General features: G+C 71.5%; 11 protein-coding genes and 1 pseudogene. 9 read left to right on the top strand and 3 right to left on the bottom strand.

What is annotated here, in order from left to right; translation table 11 throughout:
- Nucleotides 1-11: 11 nt before the first annotated feature.
- The gene (locus HD597_RS50490; protein WP_240973466.1) at nt 12-284 is read right to left on the bottom strand and encodes a hypothetical protein; all 273 of its coding nucleotides are present in this window, start codon (nt 282-284) and stop codon (nt 12-14) included.
- A gap of 310 nt (nt 285-594) precedes the next feature.
- Here HD597_RS50490 and HD597_RS50485 point away from each other — a divergent pair, with 310 nt between their 5' ends.
- The 4 genes and pseudogenes from HD597_RS50485 to mptB form a co-directional block, all read left to right on the top strand.
- Nucleotides 595-942 carry an STAS domain-containing protein gene (locus HD597_RS50485; RefSeq protein WP_148443648.1) on the top strand — a complete coding sequence of 116 codons (348 nt, stop codon included), beginning with the start codon at nt 595-597 and terminating at the stop codon, nt 940-942.
- Nucleotides 943-1009: 67 nt separating this feature from the next.
- The gene (locus HD597_RS50480) at nt 1010-1738 is read left to right on the top strand and encodes a glycosyltransferase family 2 protein (RefSeq protein WP_253754527.1); all 729 of its coding nucleotides are present in this window, start codon (nt 1010-1012) and stop codon (nt 1736-1738) included.
- A 24-nt stretch (nt 1739-1762) separates the two neighbouring features.
- Nucleotides 1763-2302 carry a DinB family protein gene (locus HD597_RS50475; RefSeq protein WP_253754525.1) on the top strand — a complete coding sequence of 180 codons (540 nt, stop codon included), beginning with the start codon at nt 1763-1765 and terminating at the stop codon, nt 2300-2302.
- 237 nt (nt 2303-2539) lie between these two features.
- A pseudogene (gene mptB, locus HD597_RS50470) lies at nt 2540-3580 on the top strand (polyprenol phosphomannose-dependent alpha 1,6 mannosyltransferase MptB); the annotation flags it as partial.
- Nucleotides 3581-3848: 268 nt separating this feature from the next.
- On the opposite strand, the gene HD597_RS50465 reads toward mptB, so the two are convergent.
- Complete coding sequence (locus tag HD597_RS50465) at nt 3849-6260, bottom strand: alkaline phosphatase family protein (protein ID WP_253754523.1); 2412 nt, start codon at nt 6258-6260, stop codon at nt 3849-3851.
- Nucleotides 6261-6294: 34 nt separating this feature from the next.
- Here HD597_RS50465 and HD597_RS65310 point away from each other — a divergent pair, with 34 nt between their 5' ends.
- The 5 genes from HD597_RS65310 (at nt 6295) to serS (ending at nt 10855) form a co-directional block, all read left to right on the top strand.
- Nucleotides 6295-6426 carry a hypothetical protein gene (locus HD597_RS65310; protein ID WP_276083235.1) on the top strand — a complete coding sequence of 44 codons (132 nt, stop codon included), beginning with the start codon at nt 6295-6297 and terminating at the stop codon, nt 6424-6426.
- Nucleotides 6427-6667: 241 nt separating this feature from the next.
- A complete protein-coding gene (locus tag HD597_RS50460; protein WP_253754521.1) occupies nt 6668-7876 on the top strand; it encodes a glycosyltransferase 87 family protein in 1209 nt (402 codons plus the stop codon).
- 22 nt (nt 7877-7898) lie between these two features.
- Nucleotides 7899-8318: a DUF4446 family protein gene (locus HD597_RS50455; RefSeq protein WP_253754519.1), complete on the top strand. Its 420-nt coding sequence runs from the start codon at nt 7899-7901 to the stop codon at nt 8316-8318.
- Nucleotides 8319-8508: 190 nt separating this feature from the next.
- Nucleotides 8509-9429, top strand: coding sequence for a prephenate dehydratase (gene pheA, locus HD597_RS50450; protein WP_253754517.1), 921 nt, complete (start codon nt 8509-8511; stop codon nt 9427-9429).
- Nucleotides 9430-9586: 157 nt separating this feature from the next.
- On the top strand, nt 9587-10855 hold the full coding sequence (gene serS, locus HD597_RS50445; protein ID WP_253754516.1) for a serine--tRNA ligase: 1269 nt from the start codon (nt 9587-9589) through the stop codon (nt 10853-10855).
- 34 nt (nt 10856-10889) lie between these two features.
- Here serS and HD597_RS50440 read toward each other — a convergent pair whose 3' ends face one another.
- The gene (locus HD597_RS50440; protein ID WP_253754514.1) at nt 10890-12221 is read right to left on the bottom strand and encodes a hypothetical protein; all 1332 of its coding nucleotides are present in this window, start codon (nt 12219-12221) and stop codon (nt 10890-10892) included.
- Nucleotides 12222-12344: the final 123 nt, after the last annotated feature.

Here is a 12344-nt window from a genome sequence, read left to right as displayed (position 1 = left end):
CGCACCCCCGCTCAGGCGCTCTCCGGCAGGTCCCGGGGCTCGCCGAACGACTCGGCCATCGCCCGGAACGTCGGGCACGGCCAGCGCCACATGCAGCTCCGGCACCGCAGTATCGGGTGGGCGGTGTCACTCGTGATGCCCCCCGCGTCGCGCGGCTGATGGAGATCGAGCAACCTGAGCCCGAGCTCCGAGAACCTGAGCAGCTCGGTGCGCGCCCCGGCGAGGAACTCCAGGTCCTCGATCGCGAGCCGGGTGCGGATGGGGACGTAGCCTTCGTGGTTCACCAGGCCGCGCAGGCGCCCCGCTTGGTCATGCCATGACGTCGCCTTCTCTGTGCTGATTTGGATGGTCTCCAGGCGTTCTCGGAGGCCCTGGCGCTGAGCGTCTTCGGGTTTTTCGGCGTTCATCGATGCGGGGCCCGTCGGTCGTGCCCCAGCCCCTCCTTCTCCACGAAGCGGTGGCGGTTCCCGTGTCACGCTGTCAAGCTTCGCGTACTCTCCGTTTTCATGGAGCCCAAACGGAGGACAAAAACCTGTGGTTCCCCTATCGGCGTGACAACGTGACCGGAAGCGCTCGCGCCGCTAGCCTGCCCATGTGGAGCTCAAGGTCTCGACTCGATCACATGCCGGGTGCGCACTCGTTGCCATCACCGGAGAAATCGACCTCTATACGGCGCCTCACCTGCAGTCCGAGTTCACTCGGCTGCTGCAGGACGGGCCTAGCCGGGTGGTCATCGACATGTCCGCCGTGGATTTCTGCGACTCCACGGGGATGAACGTGCTGCTCTCGGCGCTCAAGCGGATGAAAGAGCAGGGAGGGGCGCTGGAGGTGGCCGCACCGCGTCCCGCCGTACGCAAGATCCTGCAGGTCACGGGGCTCGACTCGGTGTTCACCGTGCATGACGAGGTGCCGCAGGAGTTCCTCATCGCAGAGGGCTCATGACGGGTTCGTACGTCGCCGCGGAGGCGATGACGGCCGGGCGGGACGACCTGCGCGGAGGGGATGACCGGTGAGCGGCGACACAGCGGTCATCATTCCCGCCGTCAACGAGGCCGATCGCATCACGGCCACCGTCGAGGCCGCCGCCGCCCTGCCCGGCGTCGACCTCGTCGTGGTCGTGGACGACGGCTCGACCGACCAGACCGGCAGGGTGGCCCGCGCGGCCGGAGCCCGGGTGGTGCGTCACAGCCGCAACCGCGGCAAGGCCGCCGCCATGGAGACGGGCGCCGAGGCCGTACGCCTGCTCGACGAGGACGCCGCCCCGCGGCACCTCCTCTTCCTCGACGCCGACCTCGGCGCGACGGCCCGGGCCGCTGCGCCCCTCATCACGCCCGTACGCGAGGGCGAGGCGGACATGACGATCGCCGTGTTCACCACGAGGGTGAAGCTCGGCGGGCACGGGTTAGTCGTACGGCTGTCCAAGGAGGGCATCCGTCGCGCCACCGGCTTCGACCCCGCCCAGCCGCTCAACGGGCAACGTTGCCTCACCCGGGCCGCCTTCGAGGCGGCGCGGCCGCTGGCGCACGGGTTCGGCGTGGAGACGGCGCTGACCATCGACCTGCTGCGCAAGAGGTACCGCGTCGTCGAGGTCGAGGTGGACATGACCCATCGGGCCACGGGGACCGACTGGCGGGCGCAGTTGCACCGGGCCCGCCAGTTGCGGGACGTGGCTCGGGCGCTGGCGGTGCGGGAGCCCGTGGTCGTACAGAACCTCGGCAAGCTCCGGCATCGACGCTGACGCCCTTGCCCCTACAATTCCGGCATGCCCGACATCGACGAGCAGGGTCGTCCTGAGCCTCCCCTCGACGGCAACGAGATCGCCACCCTCGTGGGTTACCTGGAGTTCCACCGCGCCACCCTCGCCTGGAAATGCGACGGGCTGTACGCGGACGGGCTCAAGGCCACCGTGGGGGCGTCGTCGATGACGCTCGGCGGGATGCTCAAGCACCTGGCGTACGTGGAGGACCACTGGTTCTCCCGTCACCTGCACGATCGCGAGGGTCAGTCCCTGTGGACGACGGTCGACTGGAAGAGCGACCCCGACTGGGATTGGCACTCGGCCGTCGAGGACACTCCCGAGGAGCTGCGCGGCCTCTGGCAGGACGCCGTGTCCCGCTCGCGCCTCCTGCTCGACGAGGCGCTGGCGGACGGCGGGCTGGATCGTCTGTCGCGGCGGGCGTGGGCCGATGGGCGGCGGGTCAGTGTGCGGTGGATCGTGGTGCACATGATCGAGGAGTACGCGCGGCACAACGGGCACGCGGATCTCATTCGCGAGGCTGTGGACGGGCTGACCGGCGAGTGACGCGGCCCTTGGAGGCGGCTGTCCACAGGTGACCGTGGTGTGTCGGGTGGCGTCCGGCGGTCGTCCACAGGTGGCCCCGCTTTGTCGGAAGGCGTCTCGGGAGTGTGCTGGAATTTCCCGGTGACTTCGCAGACGCATCGGGGTGAGGCGCGGGGCCGGCCGGCAGGGGCCGCCACGGCGGCGATCTGCGTCTCGATCCTGCTGACGATCACCATCGGCCTCCTCGGGCCGTCGGCGATGGTGCCCTCGCTGGGCGGCCCGGCCTGGCTTCCGCCCTTCTCCCTGGGCGTGGATCCCGAGCCGCACCTGGTGATCGCCCTGGCGGCGGCCGCCATCATCCTCGGCGGCCTCGGCCTGCTGGGCGCCCTGCTCACCCTGCGGCGATCGCCCGGCCCGGGATCGTCCGGCCCGGGATCGTCCGGCCCGGGATTGTCCGGCCCACGATGGCTCGATCCGCGATGGCTCGTCACCGCGGGCTGCCTCGCCGCCGGCATCCTGGCGTTCCTGCCTCCCTCGGGCTCGGGCGACCATCTCAACTACGCCGCATACGGCCGGATGGTGACGCTCGGCCTCAGCCCGTACACCCACGGCGCCGTCGACCTCCCCGGCGACCCGATGGCGGACGCGGTGGAGGAGCCCTGGCGCGAGGAGCCGAGCGTCTACGGCCCGGTGGCCACGGCCGTGCAGGCGCTGGCGAGCTGGATCGCGGGCGACTCGCTCAAGCTGACGATGTTCGTCCTGGCCCTCGTCAACGCCGCCGCGTTCATCGCGACGGCCCTGCTCATCGACCGCTTCACCAGGGGCGACCCCGCCGGACGCCTCCGGGCGGCCCTGCTCTGGACGGCCAATCCCCTCCTGCTCTACCAGCTCGTCGCGGGCATGCACGTCGACACCCTCGCCATCGCCTGCATGGTGGCCGCGCTCCTGGCCAGGAGCCGCCCCGTCGGCGCGGGCGCCCTGCTGGGGCTGGGGGTGGCGGTCAAGGTCAACGCCGGCCTGGTGGCTCTCGGGCCGGCGTGGGAGCTGCGACGACGCCCCGCCCGCCTGGCCCTCATGGCGGGGTGCGCGGTCATGGTGGTGGTCGTCGGGTACGCGATCGTCGGCCCCGAGGCGATCGCGCCGATGACCCGCACGAGCAAGTCGATCTCGCACGCGTCCCCCTGGAAGCTGGTCCAGGGCTGGCTCCAGTCGATCGTGGGCACCGGGAGCGCGTACCGGGGGGAGATCCAGATCGGCTCCCTCCTGCTGCTGGCGCTCATCGCCTGGGCGCTGCTCCGCCTGGCCGCGCGCAGAGGGCTGCTCGGCGGAGGGAGCGGCGGCGGGCTGGAGGCGCCCGTGGTGGCGGCGGGGCTGGTGGTGGCCTATCTGTTCGCCACGCCGTACATCCTGCCCTGGTACGACGGGCTGGCGTTCGCCCTGCTTGCCCTGGTCGCGGTCTCGGCCCTCGACACGTTCGTGGTCGTGCACCTGCTGGTCCTGTCGCTGGCGTACCTGCCTGCCAGGGTGGAGGGGGTGCCGGCCGATCTCGAATGGCTCAGCAAGGTGCTCAGGCCTCAGCTCGCCTGGGTGCTGCTCGCTCTGACCGCTGCGCTGGTGGTGTGGGCGTGGCGAGCTGCAGGGCCCGTACGCAGGCCGCGAGCGTCAGCGGCACGGCCACCGTTAGCGCCATAGCGGGGATGGCGATGCCGGAGTCGTTCATGAGGAAGCCGACGAAGGCGCACGTGAGAGCGCCGAACAGGCCCGCTCTGAACGCCGGGGCCTGCTGGTAGGCCAGGCCCAGCGCGGCGGCGCCCCAGCGCGAGGGGCGGGCCAGCACCAGGAACAGGAAGGCCAGCGCGACGAGAGAGAGGAGGGTCAGCGACCAGTTCCCCACGGTCACACCGATCATGGCGCCGAACTTCCGCGCGATGACGGTCCACGCCTGACCGTCGATGATCTGCTGCACGAAGTTGCCCAGGTGGGTCCGCTGGGTCTCCGGCCGCAACCAGTCGACGACCGACAGCGCGCCCACGATCGCGGCCCCCGCCAGGCCCACCACGACGAGCCTCAGCAACGACACCCGCTTGCCCGACAACAACATCAGGAAGACGGCCAAGCCGACCACGAACGCCGGAACACCCCCGAAGTCCGCTCCCCAAGACGGCCACCCGTCCGCGAAGACCGCGAATCCCCCGTACAACGCGCACAACGTGACGACCACGACCCTGGACACACCCCTGCCGAGCAGCCACTGAGCGATCCCGGCGAGCCCGAGCACCGTGCCCGTCGCGTAGATCGCGAAGGCGATGTTGCTGAAGCCGTAGAAACGCCCTCCGGTCACGGGCTCGTAGCCGGTCACGGCGTTCACCTGGAGCTTCGAGCCGGTCATGACGTCGATGAGGAGGGCGAGCGAGGTGATGGCGGCGACGGTGGTCAGAGGGCCCAGCACATGTGCCCGCCAGGGGCCGGCGAAGGCGACGGCGGTGATGAGACCGGCGATGGCGAGGATCGTCAGGATCACCGAGAGCATCGGCACCGGCAGGGTCCACCAGGGCACGAGCTGGGCCAGGAACGTGGACACGGCGATGGCGCCGCTGATCACCGCGACGACCTGGACGGATCTGAGCAGCTTGGAGGTGCTCGCGTGCTCCTCACCGGCGCCATGCGCGGCGGCGCCCATGTCGTCCTGAGTGCCCTCTGCGCCATGCGCGGCGGCGGCGCCCATGTCCTCCTGCGTGTCCTCTGTGCCATGCGCGGCGGCGGCGCCCAAATCGTCCTGCGCGCCGCCGTTCGCGTTCGCGGGTTGTGCGTCGGTGTCGTGGGCGCCTCCCCCGTTCGCGCCACCACTTTGCAGGACCTCAGGGTGTGCGTGCGCGTGCAGGGCGTCCAGGTGCTTCGCGTTCGCAGGTTGCGCTGTCGTGCCGTTCGCGGGCGGGGGCGAGGGGCGGGGTGTGCGGCGGCGGCGCAGGGCGAGGGCGGCGAAGGCGTAGAAGAGGAGCTGGACCGTGACCAGGACGGCGAAGAACGGGCCGCGTACCTCGCGCAGCACCTGGCTGGCGAGGTCTCCGTCCGCCAGCTCCGTCACCGTCTCGGACGCCGTGGCGGGGGCGGGGCCGCCGGGCTGCCAGGGGCGGCCGACGACCTCGCGGGCGGCGGGGAGGCCCAGGAGCTGGATGGTGGTGGCGGTGAGGTCGGTGATCGCGACCAGGGCGTCCTGGCGGGTGGAGGTCGCGGTGAGGTGGCCGTGGGGGTACGGGCGGCCGTCCGGGGAAGGGCCGGTGGCGATGGCGACGTGGAGGTGGGCGTTCGGGGTCACGTCCGAGATGCCCGCCAGCAGGACGGTGGTGTCGGCGGGGAGGCGGCTGATCAGGGCGCCGATCTGCTGGTCGGCCTGCGTCACCGCAGCCTGGCGGGCGGCTGTGGACAGAGGGGTGGGGACGCCGTACTCGTCGTGGGGCTGCGCGGCCCAGGCGTTCGCGAGGTCGGCGGCGTCCAGGACGATCAGGTTGTAGGGGGTGAGGTCGCCCAGGACGTCGAGGGTGGGGGCGTATCTGGCGATATTTCCGGACTTGTCGGCTGCGGCCAGCGCGGCGCCCGGGCCGATGGCGGCGACCTTGCCGCCGCTGTCCGCGACGAGCTGGCCCAGCGTGCCGAGCTGGGCGGCGTAGCCGGTTTCCGACTGGTGCGCCGACAGGGCCTGCCAGCTCGGGACGGTGGCGCCCTGGCCGGTCTGCTGCGGAGTGGGAGGGGCCGGGCAGCCCTTGCCCTGCGTGCCCGCCCGCTGGCCCGCGGAGACGGTCAGCCAGCCGGCGGTGGGGCAGGTGATGCCGCGGTCCGGAGGCGGGACTGCTCGGGTCGAGAGCGAAGCCGAGGCTCCTTCGGCGGCCAGGCGCCACAGGTTCGGGGTTCTCGTCTCGTCGAGGTCGCTCCACTGCAGGCCGGGAACGCCGATGAGGGCCACGCGCCGCTGGGGGGCCACCGACGCTCGCCCCGCGCGTGGGACGGTCCCGGCCGTGGCGCTGCTTGTCGTCGCGGTGTTGCGCGCCATCGTGCCGCTGCTCGTCGTCACGGCGTTGTCCGCCGTCGTGGTGCTGGGCGTTGCCGTGCTGGTGCTCGTGCCCAGGCGCACGGTTGCAGGTGCTTGAGAGGGGGCGGCGATGCCCGGGCTCGTGCTTGCGGGCGCGGCGGAGGCGGAGGCCGAGGTGGCGGTGAGGGGGGTGAGGGAGAGGGTGAGGAGGGCGATCGCGAGGGGGCGGGTGAGCCGGTGGCCGAGGCGTGGGCGCGCCCCGTACCGGCCCTGAGGTGGGCACGGCGTGGCGTTCGGCATGTACGGACCCCCAGTAGTCTGCCCCTCGATCAACAACAGCCACGGTAACGTGCCACACCGTGACAAGTGGCGAGGTGCGGGTGATCCGGCGGCAGTGGTGGGCGTGGGCGATCGTGGTGCTCGTGGTCGCGGCGGCCGTGGCGCCTCTGGTGCACACGTGGCTGACGAACCCCGACGACCAGCGACTCGTTGACCTGGACGTTTACCGTACCGGCGGGCAGATGCTGCTCGACGGCCGGCCGGTGTACGACTACGTCACGCCCGCGCCGCAGCTGCTGCCGTTCACCTACCCGCCCATCGCCGCGATGCTGGCCGTGCTGCTGGCCGGGATGTCGTGGGAGACGGCGCAGTGGGTGTGGACGGCCGGGATCTTCGTGGCGCTGGCCGTGACGGTGGGGTTCTCCTTCCGTCAGGTCCTGGAGCGCCAGGAGCTGCGGAAGTACGCGCCCTGGTTGTTCGCGCTGCTCATGGTGATGTGCACGTACCTGATGCCGATCCGGGATCAGGTCCGGTTCGGGCAGGTGGACATCCTGCTGGTCGCCCTCTGCCTGGCCGACTGCGTGGCGAGGCGGCCGTGGTGGCCGAGGGGGTTCCTGATCGGGCTGGCCACGGCGGTCAAGCTGACACCCGGTGTCTTCCTGATCTACCTGCTGGTCACCAGGCAGTGGCGGACGTTCTTCATGGCGTCGTTCGCGGCGGCGGTGCTCACGTTGCTGCCGTTCGCGGTGATCCCGCAGGACGCGGTGGACTTCTGGTTCTCGGCGCTGCTCGACCCCGAACGGCTGGGCGCGAACGCGGCCACCACCAACCAGTCGGTCCGGGGCATGCTGATCCGGTTGTACCTGCCGCAGGAGTGGATGACCACGCTGATCTGGCTGGCGATCGTGGCCGTGATCGGCTGGCACGGGTTCAGGGGGGCGCGGGAGGCGTACCGGGTGGGTGATCCGCTCACCGCGGTCGCGCTGGTCGGGCTGATGGCGGTGCTGCTGTCGCCGGTCGCGTGGATCCACCACCTGGCGTGGGTGGTCGTGGTGATCGCGGCCATTGTGGGCGACGGGCGTGACCCGGTCAGGCTGCGGGTGGCGGCGGGGGTGTGGCTGTTCTACGTGGTGCCGGTGCCGTGGTGGGGTGTTTCGCTGATAGCGGCGAAGATTCCCGGGGTCAGCCTGGTGCTCGGGAAGATCGTCCAGAACGGGTTCGGGCTCGGTGCGGTGGCACTGGTGTGGTTGTTGGTGTCCTGGCTGCCGAAACGCCGACAGATCGCTTGACCCAGGCATTACCCTCTGTGCCGTGCTCGTTACCACATGGGTGATCGTGGGTGTCGTCGCCGGAATCAGTGGCGCGATGATCGGCTATCTGGCGCTGCGCCAGGCCAGAGCCACGGTGGAGGACTGCCAGCGCCTGCTCTCCCGGCAGATCAGCGAGGGCCGTGGGGATCTCAAGGCCATCAGGGACGTCGCCGTGTGCCAGTACGACGCGCTGTCGGAGATGACCGGACGCATGTCGTTCTCGGTGGCGATGATCAACGGGCTGGGTGACGGGATCGTGCTGACCTCGATCAACGGGCGCAGCGAGACCCGGACGTACGTGCGGTCCGTGGTGGGCGGGAAGGGCCAGCAACCGCTGTCGCCGGAGGAGGAAGAGGCGGTGCGGGCCGCCAGGCTCGGGCACGGGCCGGTCGTCACCTGCCGGGCCGCCGAGCTCCTGTGACCCGCCGGGCCGAGGGCAAGCCAGGCGGGCCGCGTCCAGGCCGGCGGGGTTGAGAGCGGTCCGAGGGGCGGCCGGCGGGCCACGAGCGGACCGGCAGGCCGAGGGCAGGGCGGCCGAGGGCAGGGCGGCCGAGGGCAGGGCGGCGGGGAAACGGCCGCGGGCGCTGTCCACCTGCGGATAGCCTGTAAGCATGCCCAGACTCGCCTACCTCGGGCCGGAAGGGACCTTCACCGAAGAGGCCCTGCGGCTCCTCGACCCCACCGCCGAGCGGCTGCCCTGCGCGACCGTGAGCGCCGCGCTCAACGCCGCGCGCTCCGGTGACGCCGACGGCGCGGTGGTGCCGCTGGAGAACTCCATCGAGGGCGCGATCACCACGACGCTCGACGAGTTCGCCTGGGGCGAGCCGTTGCTGATCAACGCCGAGCTGCTGCTGCCGGTGCAGTTCTCGCTGCTGGCCAGGCCGGGCACCGAGATCCCGCACATCAAGCGGGTCTACACGCATCCGGCCGCCATCACCCAGTGCCGCGCCTTCATCTCGCGCGAGCTGCCCGACGCCGTCGTGGTGGCCGCCCCTTCGACGGCCGCCGCCGCGCAGGAGGTGTCGCTGCCGGGCTCGCCGTACGACGCCGCGATCGCCGCGCGCATCGCCGGTGAGCACTACGGGCTGGCGGAGCTGGCCGCCGACATCGGTGACAGGTCCGACACCGTGACCAGGTTCGTCAAGGTGAGCCGGCCGGGGCCGCTGCCCGAGGCGACCGGGTCCGACCGCACCACGCTCGTGGTCTTCCTGGCCGACGACCACCCGGGCGCGCTGCTGGAGATGCTGACCGAGTTCTCCGTGCGCGGGGTCAACCTGACGCGCATCGAGTCGCGGCCGACCGGTGACGGGATCGGGCGTTACTTCTTCCACTTCGATTTCGAGGGGCACGTCGCCGACGCCCGGGTGGGCGAGGCCATCGCCGGGCTGCACCGGATCTGCGGCGAGGTGCGCTTCCTGGGGAGCTATCCGCGGGCTGACGGCGTGGCGCCGCAGATCAAGCGCGGCACGTCCGACCCGGAGTTCGCGGAGGCGGGCGACTGGCTGGCGAGGGTCCGGTCGGGGCAGGTCTGAGCACCCCACCGCTGTCCCCGCGGCGAATGGGCCGACGTGCGGGAAGGCGCGGGGCCGGCGCGCGGGAAGGCGCGGGGCCGGCGTGCGGGAGAGCGCGGGGCCGGTGTCCCGGGGAAAGCAGGGGCGGGACGCCTCCTCGCGCCGGTAGCCTTTCCTTGTGATTGACCTGCGTACCCTTCGTGAGGACCCCGACCGGCTACGGGCGTCGCAGCGTGCCCGCGGTGAGGACGACTCGGTCGTCGACACGCTGCTCGACCTCGACGAGCGCCGCCGATCCGCGCTGACCTCGTTCGAGTCCCTGCGCGCTGAGCAGAAGAGCATGGGCAAGTCGGTCTCCAAGGCGCAGGGCGAGGAGAAGGCCGCGCTGCTCCAGCGGGCCAAGGACCTCGCGGGCCAGGTCAAGACCGCCGAGTCCGAGGCCGAGAAGCTGGGCGCCGAGCTGGACGAGCTGCTCCAGACGGTGCCCAACATCGTCGAGCAGGCGGCGCCCCCCGGCGGCGAGGACGACTACGTCGTGCTCGAGACGCACGGTGAGCCCCGTCAGTTCGACTTCGAGCCGAAGGACCACCTGGAGCTGGGCGAGGCGCTCGGCGCCATCGACATGGAGCGGGGCGCCAAGGTCTCGGGCTCGCGCTTCTTCTTCCTCAAGGGCGTCGGCGCGCGGCTGCAGCTCGGTCTGCTCAACATGGCCATGCAGCAGGCGATCGAGGCCGGGTTCACGCCGATGATCACTCCGGTGCTCGTCAAGCCGGAGACCATGCAGGGCACCGGCTTCCACGTGGCCCACGACAAGGAGATCTACCGGCTCCCCGACGACGACCTCTACCTCGTCGGCACCTCCGAGGTGTCGATGGCCGGTTACCACGCCCAGGAGATCCTCAGCGCCGACGAGCTGCCGCTGCGTTACGCGGGCTGGTCGTCGTGCTTCCGCCGCGAGGCGGGCTCGTACGGCAAGGACACCAGGGGCATCATCCGGGTGCACCAGTTCGACAAGGTCGAGATGTTCTCGTACGTACGGCCGGAGGACGCCCAGGAGGAGCACCAGCGGCTGCTGGCGTGGGAGAAGGAGATGCTGGCCAAGATCGAGGTGCCGTACCGGATCATCGACACGGCGGCGGGCGACCTCGGCATGTCGGCGGCCCGCAAGTTCGACTGCGAGGCGTGGATCCCCACCCAGGGCCGTTACCGCGAGCTGACCTCGACGTCCAACTGCACCGAGTTCCAGGCCCGCAGGCTCGCCGTCCGCTACCGCGACAAGGACGGCAAGCCCCAGCACCTGGCCACGCTCAACGGCACGCTCGCCACGACCCGCTGGATCGTGGCGATCCTGGAGAACCACCAGCAGGCCGACGGCTCCGTGGTGGTCCCCCAGGCGTTGCGCCCCTACGTGGGGCTCGACGTGCTGGAGCCGGCCAAGTCCAAGTAGAGCCTCACGGGCCGGCCTAGGGGTAAGCAGAGCCTCACGGGCCGGCGTGGTGGTCCGGATCCGCGCGGCGGGCGTCGTTCCTGATGGCGGCGGCGCTCGCCAGCACGACCAGGCCGGTCAGCAGTACGGCGAACGCGAACGCGACCCCGTACGAGTCCGGGGTGCCCTTCGCCCACCCCGTGAACGGCAGGTGGACGGCCCCGTAGACGAGCGGCGAGGCCAGCACCCCGATGGCGGCGGGCACGGGCCGGGGCCGGCCCGCCCAGCCCAGGACGATGGAGCCCACGACGCCTGCCAGGATCATGAGCAGGCCCAGGGTGGAGAAGGGCATCCCCGGGGCGTAGTACGAGTACGGCAGGGAGTTGTCGTCACTCAGCAGGAGCAGCAGGCCGAGGCAGGCGGTGAGCGCGGAGCCGGTGTAGGCGACGGTGTACTGGCGCAGCCCGGCACCCGCCCCGGCGAACAGCATGCAGGCGGCGAGGAAGATCGCCACGTTACGCTCGGGACCGGTGTCCACCTCGGCCGAGGTGGCGCCGGGCCAGCCCGCGTGCCGCCACGTGCCGGACGCGTCCCGGACGGTGATGCCCGCCATGCCGCTCGCCACGACGACGACGTGCCCGCCCCCCTGCGCCTGAACGGCCAGTGACGTGGCACGCACTCCGGAGGAGTCGTACTGTCTGGTCAGCCGCTTCAGCTCGCCCGCCGAGGGCTCCCACGACGGCCGCCACGTGACGCCGGCGTCGTCCGACTGCTCCACGGCCATCCGGGTCGCGGCCAGCCGGTAGCAGCGGGTGGCCTGCCCCGGGACGCACTGGGCGCTCTGCGCCGGCCGCCGGGTGTCTTCGCCGGTCCTCTCCGTCCAGGTGCGGCCGCCGTCCTGCGACACCCAGTCCATGGACGTGTCCGTGTGGACGGTGACGCGTCCGGCCCCGTCCACCTCCACGGCCTCGGCCGAGGGCGGTGGCATCACGGCGCCGGTGGCGGTGACGGCGATCAGGGCCAGCGGCGTCGTGACGATGATCCGCCAGCGGGCCGAGGCGGGATGGTGGAGGGTGCGCCGGCGTACCCACCACGCCAGGGCGAGGGCGGGCAGCGCGAGCAGGTCCGTAGGATCGGCCAGGACGCGCGACGGGCCCGCGACGAAGGTCCAAGCCTGGGAAGCGAGCTCCGCGCCCGTCTCCGTGGTTTTGACGGCCGTGAAGAGGGCGCCGGTGAGCACCGTGGCCACCAGGTCGGCCCGCCGCCAGAGCAGCAACGCCAGCAGCGCGGGCGCCACGACGAGTCCGGCGACGTCGCTGAGCTTGCCTGTGACGAGGCCGGGATGGGCCTGCTTGAGCAGGTGGTCGTTGACCAAAAGCACGAGCACCCCGGCAACGGTCACGGGGTGACACAACCACGCGTACCTCATACACAGGTCGATGGATCAGCGTGGCCGACGGTTCAAGGGGTGTGTGAGTCGAGTCACAGCCGTGACCGATCCGACACCGGC

It is taken from the genome of Nonomuraea thailandensis, assembly GCF_024172165.1.
Taxonomy (GTDB): Bacteria; Actinomycetota; Actinomycetes; order Streptosporangiales; family Streptosporangiaceae; genus Nonomuraea; species Nonomuraea thailandensis.
This window is presented reverse-complemented; position numbering and strand designations above follow the sequence as displayed.

Bases quoted from the DNA above. Each gene is read 5' to 3' on its own strand.
- HD597_RS50475 (WP_253754525.1), top strand. From the start codon at position 1,763: ATGCCCGACATCGACGAGCAGGGTCGTCCTGAGCCTCCCCTCGACGGC.
- pheA (WP_253754517.1), top strand. From the start codon at position 8,509: ATGCCCAGACTCGCCTACCTCGGGCCGGAAGGGACCTTCACCGAAGAG.